This is a genomic window from Pseudomonas sp. 008 (assembly GCF_016861935.1).
In the GTDB taxonomy this organism is placed as follows: Bacteria; Pseudomonadota; Gammaproteobacteria; order Pseudomonadales; family Pseudomonadaceae; genus Aquipseudomonas.
On record NZ_BOMA01000007.1, the window covers coordinates 1 to 18398 of the forward strand.

Below are 18398 nucleotides of genomic sequence, written 5' to 3' on the forward strand. Positions count from 1 at the left end.
CCGACAGTGACATTACCAAATGGATCGGTATGGACTAGCCATTTCTCTACTCGTCCTGCAAGCAAAGCACTACGGATGTTTTCCGCCTTGTCTGCATCGCCACCCACAGACTCAAGAATGCGATTGTAATTAGTGGTTGTCCCCGTCATCCAATCATCACTCATCTGCAAACCGTCTTTAGTCGGTTTCAATTTAGACGAGCCGAATTTGTACTCCACGATCAAGTAATCAGCACCCGGCCTGTCGACCTTATACAGGTCATCAATACCGGTTTGACCAATATCCGGAGCCCGGCCGATTTTCTCGGCACCTGGTACCAGTGTTTTGATCTGCTCGCCACCCATGACATCGCCCACGATGCTTTTTTGCGCGTTGGTCAAGGCCCGGAAATCCATCAGGGGGGTGCCGTTAGGGTTGAACTGCCCACCACGGGCCACTAGCTTCTCGAACCTGGCCAGTCCGGCCATCGCCTCAAGCCCTTCCGTCCCCACCTTAATCCCGGTTTTCGCCAACGCCACGCCGCCCTTGGCCGCCCCGCCGACGCCGGTGGCGATGCTGCCGACCTGCCAGACGAGTTCGCCAATGTCCTGGCCCAGTTGCACGGCGCGGTCGTCGCCGCCGTTTTCCAGGGCGTCTTTGACGCGGTCGATTTTGACGTTGAGTTCATTGACTACGCCGTCGCCGAACTGCTTGCGGGCCTCGGGATCGTTGACCAAGGCTTTGAGGCCGTTGAGCCCGTCAACAGGATGCAGGAGGAATTGCGCCAGGCCCTCGACGTCGCTCCAACCCGCCTGCACCAAGCCTTTGCCCACGCCGAAGCGAGTCAGTACGTCTTGTTTTTGATTGATGAAGGCCCATTTGGCGATCACTTGCAGTTTGGCCGCAGTACCGACGGCCTCTGTGTATTCTTTGTCGGCCTGGACCAGTTGCTGGGTCGCAAGCCAGTTATTGTCCACCGCTGCGCCTGCCGCACTGTTGGCGGCAGGGACGACTTTTTATTGGGTAAGAAAATTCTCACTAATTTCGACCTTCGCTACTAAAACTCCTACAACAATTCCAGCACCGTCCGCATTGATGTCGTTTCAGAGCATCTCTAAGCTCTATAGCAGGTGCCTAAGAAACGCCCAACGTAGAAGCTAACTTCCTTTCCTCAGTACGCGCGCTGATATCAGCGATATACGCGTAATCCTGTGAGTGGGAGAAACAGCCTGTTGGGACTTCTTAGATCCTCTACGTCGGGTTCCGGCCCTCTTCCACTCATACGTAGAGGTAATGGATATGCCTGCAGAAACTCCACACCGATCGATCATGCGTGATCCCTTTAGGGCGACGATCTTCACCCGCCACAACCTTCACCTCCATGCCCTTCTTCTTGAAAATCAACCATGGTTCTGCGCCCGCGATGTTGGCCGTTTGATGGGTGTCCATCTGAGTGATCGTACGGTCAGCAAGCTGGATAAAGATCAGCGTCGCATTTTGTGGATTGAGTATTTCCGACAACCAGAAAAACAGCTAATGCTCAGCGAGTCCGGCGTGTATGCGCTTTTGGTGTATCACTATGTTCCAGGGAATCGATTGCTGCGAGAGTGGTTGACCCATCAGGTGGTGCCAGCCTTACGCGATGCAAAACCCTCGGAAAATTCGGATCGTCCGATGTTGAGTGTGTTGGATTGGCCGGAGATGTCGTTGAGTTTGATTCATTGGCAGGATGAAAGTTGGATTCGGCTTCGGGACATGCCGTACCTGTTGAGCGATCAATCGCAGCGGCACGTGGCGGCGGTTAGGCCTTGGTGGCGGAAGGTTGCGGAGGTGTTTCAGTCTTCGAAGCGTTCGGTGGGTTAGAGCGACGTGTATTTGTAGGATCGCTTGAGCGATGCGTCGGTCTTTTCTGTAGGAATTTTCGTAGACAGGTGTAATGGCCACTCAGTATCGTCCGAGGGTTTCAACCCTCGGCGATTGTATGGATACGGAAAAAAGCAATAGCGATTGGAGTGACGTGGAGATTCAGGCTGCGGTCGATGCCTATCTCAGCATGTTGTCACGCGAGCAAAGCGGTCAGAAGGTCAATAAGGCTCACGAGAATCGCGTCCTGCGCGAAGGTGCCTTAGCGGGCCGCACCAAAGGCTCGGTTGAGTTTCGAATGCAGAACATCTCTACCGTGCTGGTCGAACTCGGACGAGATCGCATTGAGGGATACAAACCTGCCAAGAATGTCGGCGCGAATGTTGCGCGTAGCATTCGTGAAGCGCTGAACGCGCCGAATACTGTAACGCCGGAAGACTTTGCCCCGACCGCCGATGAAGCAACGCTAGAAGAACGTGCTGCCAAACTTGAGAAGCGACCGTTCAAAGGCGAGCCGAAGGGGATATTGAAACCACAACAAGTGCCGAGCTCGAGCAACTCTTTTGTACGCGATCCTGAGGTTAGAGCCTGGGTGCGGAAAGAGGCCAAGGGTATCTGCGAGGGTTGCGGAAAACCGGCTCCGTTTGAAAAGGACGGCAAGCCGTTTCTTGAGGTTCATCACGTTAAGCATTTGGCGCAGGAAGGTTCGGATCGCCCGAGCAATGCCGTGGCGCTGTGTCCGAATTGTCATCGACGTTGTCACCATTCGAGTGATCGGGATGAGTTCACTGCTTCGCTGTTTCAGAAGGTGAAGCGGTTGAAGTTTGAGTGATTGGGCCTGGAAAACTTCATCGACGCATGTACACGAAGGCGGCGAGTCGTAAGGATTGCTGCCGTCCTGAAAAAAAGAAAACACCTAGAGTCATCCAGGACTCGTCCTACAGCCACGATTAGCCACGTTCGTTAACGTCGCGCAGCCCCCTTTTCCGGGGCTGCCGATGGATGAACGAAAGGATGATCAGTGGCTGGCAACAAGGACATTCCGCGGATTAAGAATCCACCCTCCGGTGATGGGCATCACGTCACCTACCGCTACATGTCTGCCACCGAATTGGCCGAGCGGGACGCCCGACAAAAAGCCTACGAAGCCATGCTGGTCAGGCAAGACGCCTTCGAACACAGCCGTCAGGTCATCGCGGAAAAGCAAAGGCCTACTCAAGCCGGATGTGTCTTCGCCAAGTCCTGCAAGCTGCCGGATGCCATCACCGATTACTCGAATCCCTCAGGGATGGTGCCGACCGATAGCCTGAGAGACTACGGTGACCTGATTCTGCTGGGTGCTCGCGAAGCGGATGAATCAGGCGCTGTGCCACTGAAGAAGATCAGTGGCACAGCGATTCCCGTCGGTCTGGGCTCCCTCGCCTTGGCCGGCTCGGCATTCGCCGCTGCTCCCGTGGCCGCGGCGAGCGCCGTAACAGCAACGCTGGTTGGCCTTGTTGCGCTGGTCACACCATCGAGTCTGGGCGACAGCTCGCTTTACAACGAAGACCAACTCCGTGCACTCAAACAGGCCCGCACCCGCGTTCGCCTGCGGGTCGAGCAACAGACTGACGGCAGCCTCAAGGGATACGGTTTCTACACCGGCAAAAACCGCGATTGGGAAATGGTTGATGTCGTGCAGTTCACATTGCGCGGCAGCCAGCAGGTGGCTGACCTGGGTGACGGCATTGAACTGATCTGGACCCCGGCTGTAGATGGTTCCGACATCCTGGGCATTCCTGCGCTGGAGGCTGCCCCGCAAGCGCCACATATCTGGGTTTACCCGCCGACGAAAGCAGCTGACAGCATCATCGTGAACCCGGTATATCCGCCGGAGTACAAGGATTTCATTCTGGTATTCCCGGCTGATTCAGGGATTAGGCCGGTTTATGTTGTGGTGAGTGTTGCTGACCACAAATACCATCCCGCACCGAATGGGCTAATTGCCTTTCCCGATGCAACGAGAGCGAATCGTAAGACCCCGGTAAAAGGCGGCGGTGGTCTTCGAAAACGATGGAAAACGTCAAAAGGGACAATTTTTGAATGGGACTCGCAGCACGGCACTGTGGAGATGTACGACAAACGCGGCCGCCATCTCGGAGAATATGATCCGACTACCGGCAAGCAAACCAAACCTGCAGACAGCTCTAGGAGTGTGGAACCATGATTTATGTAATCGAAGCCTTTCACAAACATAACGAACTGCTGGCATTCGAAGTGGAGTTACCGACTGGGCACGACCTGGAAATTAAAAACATCATGGGTTGGACTGCTGAGCAGCACGGATGGGAGGGATACAACCTTACGGACGAGCAGCTTGGAGCCTTGGAGGCTTTACTGGGGAAAAAAGTGTATGACGCAGCCTACCTATTTCAACTTAGCTGCAACGCTTGAATATATGAATGGGGGTACAAAAGTCATGCAGTGGAAAAACACGACAAACTCGGGATCTATTTAGGCGAATTCAACCACAGATTGGGAAATGGTAGATGTCGCGCAGTTCACATTGCGTGGCAGCCAGCAGGTGGCCGACCTGGGTGACGGCATTGAACTGATCTGGACCCCGGCCGTGGACGGTTCCGACATCCTGGGCATTCCGGTGCTGGAGGCTGCCCCGCAAGCACCACATATCTGGGTTTACCCGCCGACGAAAGCAGCTGACAGCATCATCGTGAACCCGGTATATCCGCCGGAGTACAAGGACTTCATTCTGGTGTTTCCCGTGGAGTCGGGGGTAAGACCCGTCTATGTCGTTGTCAGTATTTCTCATCATTACTACCCGAAGCCACATACCTTGCCGGCCTTCCCGGATGCAAAATGGGCCCCAGGCAAAACCCGCATGAAGGGCGGGGGCCTGCGTCCTCGTTGGAAGGATAAAAAAGGCACGATTTACGAATGGGACTTCCAGCACGGCGCAGTGGAGAAATACAACAAACGCGGAAAACACTTGGGCGAGTTTGATCACGCATCAGGCAATCAGACAAAACCCGCAGACCCAACGAGGACGGTAGAGCCATGAAGCACACGGTGATGGGTATCTATGAGGGAGACGACTTTGCTTCTTATGAGAACGTGCTTCCGATCAAAAGCGAGGAGCTCGCGGTATTGATGGGCTGGAAGGATCAAGAGGACTATGTGTATGACTACCAATTGACGAAGGATCAAATTACAGCCATTGAACAGGCCTGCTCGGTTTCGTTTCCATCCGATCTCATTCTTTTTTTAACCACCAGTCAAAATTGACGTGTAATGGGTTAACGGTGCAAAAAAAGCAGCGATCACAGATGCTGATCTCTGTGAAGCGGTGCAGGAAGTCGTGAACGGACAAGCGGGAACTCGACGAGACCTGCATTGCTGATGTGCCCGCTGAAATCCCGCCAGCTCAGATCAAGAAGATTCGTCTGCGTAGTCACGTCAGTCAGCCGGTTTTTGCCCGCTACCTGAACACAAGCGCATCGACAGTTAAGCAGTGGGAAGCCGGCGACAAGCGCCCTGGAGGGATGGCCCTTAAACTGCTCAGCATCGTGGAAAAACACGGTATCGAAATACTGGCCTAACTGTTGGCTAAAAGCGTCTGCGAAGATTGCGGTCAGAACGCACCGTTCGAGGTGGACGGGTTGCCGTATCTTGAAGTCCATAATGTGAAACATTTGGCTCAGAAAGGGTCGGATAGCGTTGGAAACATCAATGTCCCGCCCCCCCTCACAACCCTGCCAAAACCACCCGTACGCCATACTGCGGAATAATCCCGTCCGCCGTGACCAATTCCAGCCCCTCCGCCTGAGCCTGGGTAATCAGTATTCGATCACAAGCGCCTCATAGGCAGCCCTCAAATCCATCAATGATGTCGTCAGGGGTCTTGTCAAAATCCGCAGACATCCGAATCTTCCCCTTCAACCGTCCAAGCTTACGCGCCCAAGATGTCTCGACATGAGGCAGCAGATCCAGATAAGGCTTGCCATCCTTGACGATCACAACCGCATCGCCACGCCATGCACGCTCAGCGAGTTGAGAGAGCTGGGACTTTGCTTCGAGCATGTTTACTTGTACCCGTTCAGTCATATCGCACCTCCACAGAGTTAGCCAAGCTAGCTGAAGCCTGAGATTTTCGATAGGCAAAGGTATTGAGCTGACCGTCTGTCAAAAATGGCGTTTCAAGTCCTGCCCAACGATCAATGCGGCCCACCACTTGAATCAACAGGTGCGCCATCTCATGCTACCCGCTATTAATACCCTTCCCCACTCAAGGACCCGAGCCCGCCATGAAATTCAACCTCGCCTACTGCCTCAGCCTCGACGACAAACTGTCGATCTATGACGTGCGCGATTTGAATTTCGACGAAACCATGGAGTTCGATTCCGCCAAGGAGCATTTCCAGTGCCCCAACGATGCCTGCCGTTTGGCGTTCGATGCGGCCAACGTGTTGGGGACGTTCAACGCCAAGAATGTGAATTACGTGCGTACGCCGCACTTCAAGAACATGCCCAGCACGCGGCATGTGGCGGATTGTCCTTATGTCAGTCTGAAGACGCCGGCGTCGGGTCTGGAGGCGGACGGGGCGGAATCGGATGACGGTCGGGAGGAGCATTTCCCGTCAGAGTTGTTGCTGACTCGGCGTGAGTATGTGCGTAAGCCCGCGAGCCCGGCAGTGGCGGCGGATGTTTTGCGCGATGCCCCGACTCTCACTTCAGCGAGCAGTAACGTCGAGCAGCCAAGCCGGGAGTCGGCGCCGGACAAGACCAGTGTCTTCGCCCACCCGGTGGAGTGTTTTGTGTCGAACTTCGCGGACAAGGAGCTGCTCAAGCGCATGCCGCTGAAGATTGGCGAGCACACGGCGCCTTATGGGTCGTTCTTCAAGAAGATCGAGTACCTGCAGGACAACAAGGGGCTTATTTACTGGGGCAAGATCAAGGAGATCAAGGATTACACCCAGAGCTTTCGCATCGATTTCGAACAGAAGGTCTGGTTCAAGCAAGCGGACGAGGCGAAGAAGAAGCCTTATTCGGTGAACGTCTATCTGAGCAAGAAGCTGATCGACAACTACCGCAAACGCAAAGCGTTTCTGGAGGAGATCAAGCACGCCGTCGACAGTGATGCCGAGTTGTATTGCTTCTTTTATGGCGTGACGCCGGAGTTGAAGCAGGTGCCGAGCAAGAAAAACCCCGAACAGACGTTCGGGGTGTTCAGTGCCAACATCGAGAATCTGGATCACTTCATTATTCGGGAAGCGCCGGGGTTGGCAGCAGGCTAAGGATTAGTTGTGAGGCAGTTCGAGTTTGACCGCGCCGGGATGTTGCTTGACCACGGCGTATGGCAGCACTGACCAGCCCGGGTCATCGCAGTTACGTTGTACGCGGGCGAAGTACGGTCCCAGGTACAGGCCTTTGGCGGTGAAGTGCCAGTTGGAATAACCCCAAACGCTTTCGTCGGTGTAGTCGCAGCTGTCCTCGTCCGCCGGCTTCTGCATTTCCTCGGGGTACAGCGCGGCGAATTGCTTGATCAGCCAGGGTACGAACACTTCGCGCTGATAGGTGAATCGTGCCTTGCTCTCTTCCTCGGTCAAGGATGTATCGCTCGCGCCGTCGCGGTCGGCGTGCAGCAGCGGCTTGCCGTTGCCAACCCACAGCACGTCTTCCAGCGACAGGCTATGGCCGGTGTGAACGTCGAGGTTGATCGGCGAATTGCCAAAGTCCGGGTGAGCGCCGCCGCAGCTGTAGCTGGTGGAGATGTTCAGGCTGACCACATCGGGCGACAGGAATTGGGGGGCGACGCCTTGGTCGAATTCGGCATATTCCCCACCTCCCAGCAAGCAGCCGTGGTAGTTGATGACTTCGCTCCAGAGCCGCTCCAACAATTGCTGATTGATCCGCTGCTGGTCAGCTTTCGGGTAGCCGGACTCGATGCTGAACATGGAGAGACCGGACGCGGGCTCCGTCCACCATTGCAGGTCGTAGTCCATGAAGGACTCTTTCTTGCCCGGTTTGAGTTTCAAGCCTTGCAGACGCAGATATTCGTAGGGGTCGCTTTTCGGCAGCGCGGCGATGAAGGGCAAGGCGTCTGCTGCCGGTGCCGGGAGCTTGGCCTCGGTCAACAGCACTTTCAGGACTTTACCCTTGGGGCTTTTCCATTCGCCTTGCCAGCCGTTGGCCGTTTCTTGCAACTTCAGGGTTGCCAGGGGTTTGTCTTCGCTGTAGCGGCTGTCGCCTTCGGTCAGCGTCAGGGTCTCTTCTTGCAGCGAGCCGCTCAGCTCCAGGTCGCGATGGTATTTCTCATAGAAGTAGCGGCCGGTAACTTCGTCCGGCTGGTTGGTGTTGAGTTCCAGCACGATCGGCATCTTGCCCAGGGTGCCGGTGAACACTCGTCTCCCGTCCTCGGCATGAGCAGTGGAACACAGCATGAGTAACAGCGTGGCAACTGGCGCCAGGCGTAACAATCCTTTGAACATTGATCGATCCCTGAATGAGTCGGAAGCCGCGCCGGGCAGATTGCATGCGGCGCAGGTTGAACGGGGGACGGATTATGGCGAGGTTGCAGGGGAGAATCGAGCCTCATTGCGCGCCCCACTTCGTCGCCATGCTGAGCATCACCACCACCAGCAAACCAATATAAACCCGGGCATGCACCCGATCCGGTATCCGCCCGATCCACGGCGTCGCCAGCCGAATCCCCACCAGCGACCCAGCCGTCAGCACCGCAAACGCCAACACATCCACATAACCGACAAACCACGGCCCCAGATCAAACTCGGTAAACCCGGCCATGACCATATAGGTCAGCGTCCCAGCCACTGCAACGGGCAGACTCAATGGATTAGCCATGGACGTCGCCTGGGACATGCTCAGCCCACAACGGCGTAATAACGGCACGGTCATGACGCTACCGCCCACCCCAAGAAACGTGGCGATAGCGCCAATTCCCACACCGCCGCCAGACACTTCTACCCTGCCCAACTGCCGTGGGATCACAGCATCAGACGGCGTAAGAAAACCGCGTCTGAACAAGCAGTCCAGAATGGTCACGCCCAGGTAAACGATGAAGGCAAAACGGATCAGCTCACCACTCGCCCACATCGCGGCAATAGCTCCGACGATCGCGCCCAGGCCGATGAACCCACCCAACGGCCACAGATAATGGCGGATGAGATTGCCCGCGTGATGATGTTTTCTGGTGGCGATAAGTGCATTGACGATCATCACGCAGGTCGAGGTGGCTACGGCAATGTGCATCGCCGCTTGGCCGATGGGATCGTCGGTGCCATGGCTGGCCGTGAGCATGCGGTACAGCAAGGGCACGACGACGAAGCCGCCGCCGAAGCCGAACAGCACGGCGGTGACGCCGGTCATGCAGCCGAAGAGTGCCAGCAAGAGGTAGAAGAACATCGCGCATCGTCCGTGGGTTGAGAGTGGCCGACGATAGAGCGACGGGGCTTGGCCTGCTTCAGCAAGTCAGCCAATAATGTTTGTGTTTACGCCAATCGCTGGGTGCCGCTCGATGCGCAATGTTTCGATTGATCTGCTGGACGACACGCCACGGCCGGTGGTGGCCATCGGTACGGATTATCCCGACGGTCATCGGTTGCCGCGCCATACCCATCGGCGGGCGCAGTTGTTGTATGGCGCCACGGGGGTGATGCAGGTGAGCACGCTGGACGGTAATTGGGTGGTGCCGCCGCAGCGGGCGGTGTGGATTCCGCCGGGGGTGGCGCATGAGGTGTTGATGCTGGGGGTGAGCACCCGCAGTGTGTATATCCAACCGGGGGCGGTTGATCTGGGCAGCCGCTGCCAGGTGATCAGTGTTTCGCCGTTGCTGCGGCATTTGTTGGTGGAGGCGGTGGAGGTTGCGCTGGAGTATGACGAGGCCGGGCGCGATGGGGCGCTGATCGACTTGTTGCTGCATGAACTGGCGCGCAGTGCTCCTCTGCCGTTGCACATTCCGCTGCCTGTGGATTCGCGGCTGCTCGGGTTGTGTCAGACGTTTCTCCGGCAACCGAACGCTCACCAATCGCCGCAGCAATGGGCCGATCAGTTGCACATCAGTTTGCGTACGTTCAATCGTCTGTTCCGCCAACAAACCGGGCTGAGTTTCAGCCAATGGCGGCAGCGGGCCTGCGTGGTGCTGGCGTTGGCGCGGCTGGCGGTGGACACGCCAGTGACGCGCATTGCCCTGGATTTTGGTTATGAAAGCCCGGCGGCGTTTTCGACCATGTTTCGTCGTGTGCTGGGGCAGGCACCGTCCGTTTGGTTGGAAGGGGTGAAATGACCCCGTAGGAGCGAGGCTTGCCCGCGAAGAATGCAACGCGGTATTTCAGGGATTACGCATCATCGTTCTTCGTGGGCAAGTCGGATCGCCGCACCGCTCGCGTCTACAGGTTCTGCACCAGGCGCATGATTGTCTTGACTGGCTTGTTCTGACAGCAATTCAAAGCTCTGCTCCTTCACATCCTGGGAATCCAGGCCGATTTGCACCCGGAACTCACCCGGCTCGGCGACGTATTCCAACTGGCTGTTGAAGAACTTCAAGTCGTTCTCGTCAATGCTGAAGTGCACCGCTTTCTCCTCGCCGGCCTTGAGCATGATTTTTTGAAAGTTCTTCAGTTCTTTGACTGGACGGGCGACGGAGGCAACGACATCGCGGATATACAGCTGAACCACCGTTTCGCCGTCACGCTGGCCGGTATTTTTCACCATGATGCTGGCGACGAGGTTGTCGGTCTTGTTCAGTGTGGTCGAAGACAGGGCCATGTCGGTCAGGCTGAAATCGGTATAGCTCAGCCCATAGCCGAAGGGGTAAAGCGGCCCATAGGATTGATCGAAATATTGCGACGTGTAGTTGCGAAGCGCACCCGGCAGGTACGGACGGCCGGTGTTCAGGTGGCTGTAGTAATTGGGGATCTGCCCCACGGAGCGTGGAAAGGTGATGGGTAATTTGCCGGACGGGTTGTAGTCACCGAACAATACATCGGCAACGGCATTGCCTCCCTCGGAGCCGCTGTACCAGGTTTCCAGGATCGCATCGGCTTGTTTCTGCTCCTTGCCGATGGACAGCGGCCGACCGTTCATCAACACCAGTACCAGCGGCTTGCCGGTGGCTTTCAGGGCGGTGATCAATTCACTCTGGCGCCCAGGCAGATCGAGGCTGGTTCGACTGGCCGCCTCATGGGACATGCTGCGAGGCTCTCCCACCACGGCGATCACAACATCGGCTTGCTGTGCAGCCTTGACTGCTTCGTCAATCATTTCTGCTGACGGACGGGGGTCGTTGGCGATTTCGGACACGCCCTGGTATTCCAGGTATTTAACAACCTCCTGATCCTCCTCGAGATTGGCACCTCGGGCATAGATCAGCGAGCCCTGGTTCATCGCGTTTTTCAGCCCGTCGTAGATCGTCACCGATTGCGCAGGCACACCGCTCGCGGACCAACTGCCCATGATGTCGACGGCACTTTTTGCCAACGGGCCAATGAGCGCGATCGTGCCTTGTTTTTTCAGCGGCAATAGCCCGTTTTCATTCTTCAGCAGCACCAGTGTCTTGCGTGCCACTTCACGGGCCTGCGCTCTGTGCAGATGGTTTTCGGGGTCGTTATCAGCTGCGTTTGCACTGGCAGCGCCGAGGCGTCGGTAAGGGTCTTCGAACAGCCCCATGTCGTACTTGGCACCCAGCACCTCGCGCACCGCGTTATCAATATCGCTCTGGGAAACAGCGCCAGACTCAAGCAGCCCCGGCAACTCCGGGCCATAGGAGGAGTCGTTCATGCTCATGTCAATGCCGGCCCTGATGGCGAGCCTGGCCGCGTCGCGAGGATTCCTCGCAACACCGTGCTGAACCAGATCGGTTACCCCGTTATGGTCACTGATGACCAGTCCCTTGAAGCCCCACGCTTTGCGAAGCAGGTCCTGCATCAACCAGGTATTGGCCGCCGCCGGCACGCCATTTACCGAGTTAAGCGCCGCCATGACGGCTCCCGCGCCACCCTCGATCGCCGAACGATAAGGTGGCAAGTAGTCCTGGTACATTCGGGCCAGGCCCATGTCGACGCTGTTGTAGTCGCGCCCTCCTTCGACAGCCCCATACAACGCAAAGTGTTTGGCACTGGACATGATGCTGTCGGGCGCGCTCAAGCTCTGGCCCTGGTAGGCCTGGACCATCACTCTGGCAATGCGTGAAACCAGATAGGTGTCTTCACCGAAGCCTTCGGATGTGCGCCCCCAGCGAGGATCACGGGCGACATCGATCATCGGTGCGAAGGTCATATCGATACCGTCCTCACTGGCTTCTTTCGCCGCCGTTCGACCGCTCAACTCGATGGCGTCCATATCCCAACTGGAGGCCAAGGCCAGGCCGATGGGGAAAATGGTTCGATGACCGTGTATCACGTCCCAACCGAAAAACATCGGTATCTTCAGGCGGCTTTGTTGAGCCGCGTCTTGCATGGGGCGGTTTACATAACGGCTCACAGAGCCATACGTCCCCCCGATTCGCCCGGCAGTGATCTCCTGGCAGATTTTTTCGGGCGTCATCTTTTCATCGATAGCGATCAGCCGCAGTTGGCCGACTTTTTCGTCGAGGGTCATCTGATTGATGAGGTTGGTGACAAAGGCATCTTTGTTTGGCGATGCCGTATCGGCCAGGACCGGCAGAGTTGTAAAGCTGATCAGGGCACATAGCAGACGTAGTCTTTTCATGATTCCCTTCCCCGCATAACGCTGTGGCGCACTGCTTTTGAAACGCCACCTTTCCGGCATTGAAGATCAGAAGGCTGACGTTCAATCATTTGGAGCTTTCAGGAAACCGCCTAGAGACAGCGTAGTCGGTCCAACGCCCCTGCCTGAGCGAAAAAAGACAATCGATCAAAAAATGAGTTTGATCCGGGCGCAAAACAACTGTACAAAAACACAGTACATTTTCGAATCGCCACGCTCGATCCCCGGAGAAAACCATGGCCTCTCTTGCAATGAAAATCACCCTGGAACGTATCGCCCTCTTCCAGTTCACCCCCGCCCACTGCGCCCAGGCCCGAGCGATGCTGGGTTGGAGTGTGGAAGAGTTGTCCGAGGAATCCGGGGTTTCCGTTGACGCCATCCAGCGATTCGAAGCGCAGCGTAATGTGCTGGATGTCACGCGGCTGGCGTTGGCGTATCGGTTTGAATCGCAAGGCCTGGTGTTCTTCCCGGGGTTTGCACCGGGCCGAGGGATGAATGTGAAAGGGTCCACACCAAATCCGGTTGGGCGGGCGGATTATGCGATGGTTGAGTGAGGTTGCAGCAGATGCGGGCCAAAGCCGAACACGTTATGAAAATAGGCATGCTCCTCGAAACCGGTCGGCTGAGTCAGGCTGATGCTGCCCATAGGCTCGGATTGTCTGAGGAGGAACTGAACGAAATACTCCGTGGAGAATTTTGCGATCTGACCGTGGCAAAAATCTCGGAATATACAAAGCCGTTACTGGACGAACGCAGCTGAAAAGTCCGGGGCGCTTGCACCGCAAGCGCCCCGGCAGCACAACATCAAGCGTTCTGCACTGTCGCCTGATCGCTTACATCTTCCACACCCAACCACCACGCGCCACCACTCTGCGGATACATCACGTTGAACGCCTCGCCCATTTGCGGTGTGGTGATCGATACGTTCCGTTCCCAGGCCAGCGCCAGAATACGGTCGAAAGGTTCGTACCAGGCGTGCATCGACAGGTCGAAGGTGCCGTTGTGGATCGGCAGCAACCAGCGCCCTTTAAGGTCGATGTGCGCTTGCAGGGTTTGCTCGGGCTGCATGTGCACGTGAGGCCACTCGACGTTGTAGGCGCCGGTTTCCATAAGGGTCAGGTCGAATGGGCCGTACTGCTCGCCGATGCGTTTGAAGCCATCGAAGTAGCCGCTGTCGCCACTGAAGAAAATCCGCGTGTCGCCGTCGATCATCACCCACGATGCCCACAGGGTGCTGTTACCGTCGAACAGCCCGCGACCGGAAAAGTGCTGCGAAGGTGTGGCTACGAATTGAAGGCCATCGACCTCGGTGCCCTGCCACCAATCCAGTTGGCGCACTTTGCTGGCGTCGATGCCCCACTTGATCAGGGTGTCACCCACGCCCAGGGGCGTGAGGAAGTAGCGGGTCTTGTCCGCCAGTTTGAGTACGGCCTGATAATCGAGGTGGTCGTAGTGATCGTGGGACAGGATCACCGCTTCAATCGGCGGCAGGTCTTCGAGACTGATCGGCGGCTGGTGGAAACGCTTGGGGCCGGCCCATTGCACGGGCGAAGCGCGTTCGGCGAAGACCGGGTCGGTGATCCAGAACTTGTCCTGCAGCTTGAGCAGAAGCGTGGAATGGCCCAGGCGATAGACGCTGTGGTTAGGCGCGGCAATCAACGCCGCCTGGGTCAGGGTTTGCACCGGAACGGGGGCCGACGGCCGGGTGTCGTGCGGTTTGTTGAAGATAAAGTTCCACAGGATGCGCAAGGTTTTGCGAAAGCCTTCGCGCTGCACCGGCACATGGTTTCGGTACTGCCCTTGAGCCTGTCGGGACGCTTCAGGCGTTGAAGCGTTGTTCGCTGGGGAAGTTGAAGTGTCCATGACTGAATGACTCCAGAAAAACCGCACAATCGACGATTTTCCGCTTGGGACGATAAATGGCCAAGGCACGCACGCATCAGCCGAAGATTCAATTTCTCACTGTGCAGGATTAACAAAACATTACACTGCACAGTGTAGTTTCTAGGTTGCATCAAAGCCGATCACAAGTAAACTACCAAGTGTAATTCTCCACTTCTTCCTGCCGAAACGTACTTATGACAGCTCCACAGCGCCTCACCGACCGAAAACGCGAAGCCATCATCCAGGCGGCGATTGCCGAATTCCGTACCAACGGTTTCGACATCACCAGCATGGACAAGATCGCCGCCACCGCCGGCGTGTCGAAGCGCACGGTGTACAACCACTTCCCGAGCAAGGAAGAGTTGTTTGCCGAAATCCTCAATCAGTTATGGACTCGAGTAACGGCCGAACAGGAAACGGCCTATCGCCACGACCTGCCCCTGCGCGATCAGCTGCGCCTGATGTTGCAGGCGAAATTGCAGATGCTGGCCGATGATAATTTTCTCGACCTGGCGCGGGTGGCGATTGCCGCCACCATCCACTCTCCCGAGCGTGCGCAGAACATGGTTGCCCGAATGGGTGAGCGCGAAGAAAGTTTGACCGTGTGGATTCGCGCCGCCCAGGCCGATGGCCGCCTGAAACAGGTCGAGCCTGAGTTCGCCGCGCAACAGATCCATGGGTTGCTCAAGTCCTTTGCGTTCTGGCCGCAGATCTCCATGGGCCAATCGGGCCTGTCGCCCGACATGCAGCACACCGTGGTGGAGTCGGCGCTGGACATGTTCCTGGCGTGTTATGCGTGCTGAATCAAGCTGCAAAAAATGACAATGTCCGCCGTTTTATCGCTGATCGGCCGCTCTGAATAAGAACCCGGTAATGTGTTTCTGAATGAGACTGACGCTGGAGCTATAGTGAGCCTCAGTCCCCCGCCCCCTTCAGAGAGCATCATGAGCACTCCGACCCACGAAACCGAAACCGAAATCACCGGCCCCGTCGATCACCTGCGCTTCCATCGCCCTCACGCGCACCTGGCACCTACTTTCGGTACCGACCGTTTTGCCCTGCGCGCCGAGGCTTTTGCGCGGTTCTTCGGCACGCCGACCTTCCTTGGCGCCCAGACCTTGGTGGTGGTGATCTGGATTTGCCTGAACCTGTCCGGCGTAACCCAATTCGATGTGTACCCCTTCATCCTGCTCAACCTGGCGTTCAGCCTGCAGGCAGCCTATGCCGCGCCGTTGATTCTGCTGGCCCAGACGCGTCAGGCCGCGCGGGACAAAGCCCAGTCAGACGCCGATGCGCGACATCGTGAAGCCTTGGCCATCGCCAACAGTGAACGTCAGGCCCAGGCCGCGCGGAACACTGCGCAACTGAAGGAGTTGCTGGAGCAAAATACCCGGCTCACCGAAATCACCAAGACCCTGACCGAACGCATCGAAAGCCTGACGTCGGAAATGCATCAACACTTCATCGGCAAGGAGCCACCGAAGGTTTGATCCGGAGCGCCCGCCCCAACTCGTCGAACAACGTCACCACCGAGCGCAACGCGCGGCAGTCCGGGCGGGTCAGCAGCCACAGCGCGGTGTCGTAACCGTGCAGGGGCTCGGTCAATGGCTGCAGTCCTTCACCGATCAAAAAGTCCGGCAACGCCGCGACGCCCAGTCCCGCCCGCACCAACTCGGTCACCGACAACATGCTATTGCAGCGATAACCGGGTGTTACGCCAGGCAACTGCTGACGCCGCCAGGCGACAGTGGGGTGATCGGGCAGAAAGTCATCGGGGGCGATCCAGGTCAATGAGGCCAGGTCGTGGGATTCGACCGATTGCAGATAGGCCGCGCTGGCACAGACCCGGTAGGAAATGTCTGCCAATCGCCGGCCAACCAGATGCTCGGGCGGGGTACGGGTCAGCCGCAAGGCGATGTCGGCGTCGCGGCGGCTGAGGTTGGCGAAGTCGTTGGAGGTGCAGAGTTCAATAGTCAGTGCCGGGTAAGACGGCATGAACCGCGCCAGTGCCGGCAGCAGCAGACTTTGCAGGACCGAATCGGTACAGGTCAGGCGCACGGTGCCGCTGATGATTTCACCACCCTGCTCCACGCCAATGCGCGCCGCCTCCAGTGCTTGTTCGGCGCGTTCAGCCTGCTCGGCCAGGGTCTGAGCCAACGTGGTAGGCAGGTAACCAGCGCGGCTCTTTTCGAACAGTTGCTGGCCCAGCGCGGCTTCGAGGCGACGGACTGCGCGAAACACCGTCGAAACGTCGACCTTCAACAACGCCGAAGCCCGGGCCAGAGAGCCGCCGCGCACCAAAGCGAGGATCAGCGACAGGTCGGGATAGTCCAGCTGATAGTGCGTCGATGCATTGATCACTTGGGATAACGCCAATATTGATTGCGTGAACGCCAATCTATAGTCGGTGCCAGAAATCAACAAGCGTCGAGATCACTCATGGAAACCAACGCCATCCGCATTGCCCTGATCGGTGACTACGATCCACAGGTCACCGCCCACCAAGCCATCCCCGTCGCCCTCGGCATGGCCGCCGAACACACTGGCCAGAACGTTCAGTTTCAATGGCTGGCCACCGACTACATCACCGCCGATACACCATTGGATGACTTCGACGGTTTCTGGTGTGTGCCCGCCAGCCCTTATCGCGACATGGATGGCGCGCTACGGGCGATCCGCTTTGCCCGGGAACAACAACGGCCGTTCCTCGGCACGTGCGGCGGTTTTCAGCACGCGGTGCTGGAATTCGCCCGCAACGTATTGGGCTGGGAAGATGCCGAACACGGCGAGACTTCGCCCAACTCGACGCGGGCGTTACTCACGCCGCTGACCTGTGCGCTGGTGGAAGCCGTCGACAGCATTCATTTGGTTGAAGGCTCGTTGATCGCCAAGGCGTACGAAAGTGCGGAGATTCGTGAAGGCTATCACTGCCGTTACGGTGTGAATCCCGAGTTTGAACGGCAGCTACTGACGCGACAGTTGCACGCGGTTGGCCACGATTCGGCGGGGGATCTGCGGGCAGTGGAGCTGCAGGATCATCCATTCTTTGTCGCAACGCTGTTCCAACCGGAACGCGCCGCGCTCAAAGGCCTGCTGCCGCCATTGGTCAAGGCGTTGATCGAGGCCTGTGTGAGGCAAAAATCATGATCGCCCAGACACCTGCAGCACCTTACTACGCAGTGATTTTCACTTCGCTGCGCACCGAAGGCGATCACGGTTACGAACAGGCCGCCGAACGCATGGTAGAGCTGGCCCGTGAGCAACCCGGCTTCCTGGGCGTGGAATCGGCCCGGGGCGCGGATGGGCTCGGGATTACGGTGTCCTACTGGGCCAGCGAAGCGGCGATCCTGGCCTGGAAGCATCATCCCGAACACAGCGCGATTCGTGAGCGCGGGCGATCGACCTGGTATTCGGCGTGTCATACGCGAGTGTGCAAGGTTGAGCGGGCCTATGCGTTCAAACAGTGAATGACCCGGTGATTCTGGAGGCCGTCTTCGCGGGCTTGCCCGCGAAGACGCCATAACAGCCACCACAAAACCCTCACCCCCGCACCAAACTCCTCACCGCCGTAATCTGCGGCACGTCCTGTCGATTCATGTACACCCGCAACGGCTCGGTGATGTTGATCCGGTCGTCGATGTTCTGGTCCAGCAGCAACTGAATCAGTTCGCGCTTGAGCGTCATGGTCTGCTCGGGGCCGGGTGCCCAGACGAACTCACTGGTAGGGATGATGCCGTCGTCGGCTACGTCCATGCCGAAAGCGTCTTCACTGAAGCGCACGATGTACTGGCCGGTTTTGCGATTGAGGCCGACGAAGCCTTTGAGTTGGTCGGCGGCCTGGCAAATGAGCTGGGAAGTGATGCGCATGGTAAACCTCACAAAAGGTCGCTAAGGACCGGTGATCGATGGTTTACACGCAGGGCAAGTGAACG

The 18398-nt window shown here is 57.4% G+C and carries 20 protein-coding genes and 4 pseudogenes; 16 read left to right on the forward strand and 8 right to left on the reverse strand.

What is annotated here, in order from left to right; genetic code table 11:
• A pseudogene (locus JUI81_RS31820) lies at positions 1-956 on the reverse strand (adhesin); the annotation flags it as partial.
• A gap of 352 nt (positions 957-1308) precedes the next feature.
• Between JUI81_RS31820 and JUI81_RS15590 the strand changes: the two are divergent.
• The 8 genes and pseudogenes from JUI81_RS15590 to JUI81_RS31825 form a co-directional block, all read left to right on the forward strand.
• Positions 1309-1842: a Bro-N domain-containing protein gene (locus tag JUI81_RS15590; protein WP_204124724.1), complete on the forward strand. Its 534-nt coding sequence runs from the start codon at positions 1309-1311 to the stop codon at positions 1840-1842.
• Positions 1843-1960: 118 nt separating this feature from the next.
• Positions 1961-2674 (forward strand): HNH endonuclease signature motif containing protein, encoded by a 714-nt coding sequence (locus JUI81_RS15595; RefSeq protein ID WP_028939373.1) that lies wholly within the window; start codon positions 1961-1963, stop codon positions 2672-2674.
• A gap of 189 nt (positions 2675-2863) precedes the next feature.
• A complete protein-coding gene (locus JUI81_RS15600; RefSeq protein WP_204124622.1) occupies positions 2864-4048 on the forward strand; it encodes a colicin E3/pyocin S6 family cytotoxin in 1185 nt (394 codons plus the stop codon).
• Complete coding sequence (locus JUI81_RS15605) at positions 4045-4275, forward strand: hypothetical protein (protein WP_028939375.1); 231 nt, start codon at positions 4045-4047, stop codon at positions 4273-4275. The genes JUI81_RS15600 and JUI81_RS15605 overlap by 4 nt, the downstream gene beginning before the upstream one ends.
• Positions 4276-4354: 79 nt before the next feature.
• Positions 4355-4900 (forward strand): annotated as a pseudogene (locus tag JUI81_RS15610) (colicin E3/pyocin S6 family cytotoxin); the annotation flags it as partial.
• Positions 4897-5124 carry a hypothetical protein gene (locus JUI81_RS15615; protein ID WP_028939376.1) on the forward strand — a complete coding sequence of 76 codons (228 nt, stop codon included), beginning with the start codon at positions 4897-4899 and terminating at the stop codon, positions 5122-5124. The pseudogene JUI81_RS15610 and the gene JUI81_RS15615, both read left to right, overlap by 4 nt.
• Positions 5125-5210: 86 nt before the next feature.
• Positions 5211-5438 (forward strand): annotated as a pseudogene (locus JUI81_RS15620) (helix-turn-helix domain-containing protein); the annotation flags it as partial.
• Between the two features lie 6 nt (positions 5439-5444).
• Positions 5445-5564 (forward strand): annotated as a pseudogene (locus JUI81_RS31825) (HNH endonuclease); the annotation flags it as partial.
• 133 nt (positions 5565-5697) lie between these two features.
• Here the strand turns inward: JUI81_RS31825 and JUI81_RS15625 are convergent.
• Positions 5698-5943 carry a type II toxin-antitoxin system Phd/YefM family antitoxin gene (locus JUI81_RS15625; RefSeq protein ID WP_028939378.1) on the reverse strand — a complete coding sequence of 82 codons (246 nt, stop codon included), beginning with the start codon at positions 5941-5943 and terminating at the stop codon, positions 5698-5700.
• 200 nt (positions 5944-6143) lie between these two features.
• Between JUI81_RS15625 and JUI81_RS15630 the strand changes: the two genes are divergently transcribed.
• The gene (locus JUI81_RS15630) at positions 6144-7133 is read left to right on the forward strand and encodes a hypothetical protein (protein WP_204124623.1); all 990 of its coding nucleotides are present in this window, start codon (positions 6144-6146) and stop codon (positions 7131-7133) included.
• A 3-nt stretch (positions 7134-7136) separates the two neighbouring features.
• Here the strand turns inward: JUI81_RS15630 and JUI81_RS15635 are convergent, their stop codons facing one another.
• Both JUI81_RS15635 and JUI81_RS15640 read right to left on the reverse strand, forming a co-directional pair.
• Positions 7137-8327: a hypothetical protein gene (locus tag JUI81_RS15635; protein ID WP_204124624.1), complete on the reverse strand. Its 1191-nt coding sequence runs from the start codon at positions 8325-8327 to the stop codon at positions 7137-7139.
• 103 nt (positions 8328-8430) lie between these two features.
• On the reverse strand, positions 8431-9261 hold the full coding sequence (locus JUI81_RS15640; protein WP_204124625.1) for a sulfite exporter TauE/SafE family protein: 831 nt from the start codon (positions 9259-9261) through the stop codon (positions 8431-8433).
• A 112-nt stretch (positions 9262-9373) separates the two neighbouring features.
• Between JUI81_RS15640 and JUI81_RS15645 the strand changes: the two genes are divergently transcribed.
• Entirely contained in the window at positions 9374-10141 is a 768-nt protein-coding gene (locus JUI81_RS15645; protein ID WP_204124626.1) for a helix-turn-helix domain-containing protein, read from the forward strand.
• Between the two features lie 59 nt (positions 10142-10200).
• Here JUI81_RS15645 and bglX read toward each other — a convergent pair whose 3' ends face one another.
• Positions 10201-12564: a beta-glucosidase BglX gene (gene bglX, locus JUI81_RS15650; RefSeq protein WP_204124627.1), complete on the reverse strand. Its 2364-nt coding sequence runs from the start codon at positions 12562-12564 to the stop codon at positions 10201-10203.
• 254 nt (positions 12565-12818) lie between these two features.
• On the opposite strand from bglX, the gene JUI81_RS15655 reads away from it, so the two are divergent.
• The gene (locus JUI81_RS15655; protein WP_018926408.1) at positions 12819-13136 is read left to right on the forward strand and encodes a helix-turn-helix domain-containing protein; all 318 of its coding nucleotides are present in this window, start codon (positions 12819-12821) and stop codon (positions 13134-13136) included.
• Between the two features lie 11 nt (positions 13137-13147).
• Positions 13148-13342, forward strand: a complete 195-nt coding sequence (locus JUI81_RS15660) for an XRE family transcriptional regulator (RefSeq protein ID WP_019581424.1) — start codon at positions 13148-13150, stop codon at positions 13340-13342.
• Between the two features lie 44 nt (positions 13343-13386).
• Here JUI81_RS15660 and JUI81_RS15665 read toward each other — a convergent pair whose 3' ends face one another.
• On the reverse strand, positions 13387-14445 hold the full coding sequence (locus JUI81_RS15665; RefSeq protein WP_019581425.1) for an MBL fold metallo-hydrolase: 1059 nt from the start codon (positions 14443-14445) through the stop codon (positions 13387-13389).
• Positions 14446-14660: 215 nt separating this feature from the next.
• On the opposite strand from JUI81_RS15665, the gene JUI81_RS15670 reads away from it, so the two are divergent.
• Both JUI81_RS15670 and JUI81_RS15675 read left to right on the forward strand, forming a co-directional pair.
• Positions 14661-15269 carry a TetR/AcrR family transcriptional regulator gene (locus tag JUI81_RS15670; RefSeq protein WP_204124628.1) on the forward strand — a complete coding sequence of 203 codons (609 nt, stop codon included), beginning with the start codon at positions 14661-14663 and terminating at the stop codon, positions 15267-15269.
• A 141-nt stretch (positions 15270-15410) separates the two neighbouring features.
• The gene (locus tag JUI81_RS15675; protein WP_019581427.1) at positions 15411-15956 is read left to right on the forward strand and encodes a DUF1003 domain-containing protein; all 546 of its coding nucleotides are present in this window, start codon (positions 15411-15413) and stop codon (positions 15954-15956) included.
• Here JUI81_RS15675 and JUI81_RS15680 read toward each other — a convergent pair.
• On the reverse strand, positions 15928-16890 hold the full coding sequence (locus JUI81_RS15680) for a LysR family transcriptional regulator (protein ID WP_204124629.1): 963 nt from the start codon (positions 16888-16890) through the stop codon (positions 15928-15930). The genes JUI81_RS15675 and JUI81_RS15680 overlap by 29 nt on opposite strands.
• Before the next feature lie 15 nt (positions 16891-16905).
• Between JUI81_RS15680 and JUI81_RS15685 the strand changes: the two genes are divergently transcribed.
• Together JUI81_RS15685 and JUI81_RS15690 are read left to right on the forward strand one after the other, a co-directional pair.
• Complete coding sequence (locus tag JUI81_RS15685) at positions 16906-17613, forward strand: CTP synthase (protein ID WP_204124630.1); 708 nt, start codon at positions 16906-16908, stop codon at positions 17611-17613.
• On the forward strand, positions 17610-17933 hold the full coding sequence (locus JUI81_RS15690) for an antibiotic biosynthesis monooxygenase (protein WP_019651741.1): 324 nt from the start codon (positions 17610-17612) through the stop codon (positions 17931-17933). The genes JUI81_RS15685 and JUI81_RS15690 overlap by 4 nt, the downstream gene beginning before the upstream one ends.
• A gap of 73 nt (positions 17934-18006) precedes the next feature.
• Here JUI81_RS15690 and JUI81_RS15695 read toward each other — a convergent pair whose 3' ends face one another.
• A complete protein-coding gene (locus JUI81_RS15695) occupies positions 18007-18333 on the reverse strand; it encodes a DUF2025 family protein (RefSeq protein WP_019581430.1) in 327 nt (108 codons plus the stop codon).
• Between the last annotated feature and the right edge of the window lie 65 nt (positions 18334-18398).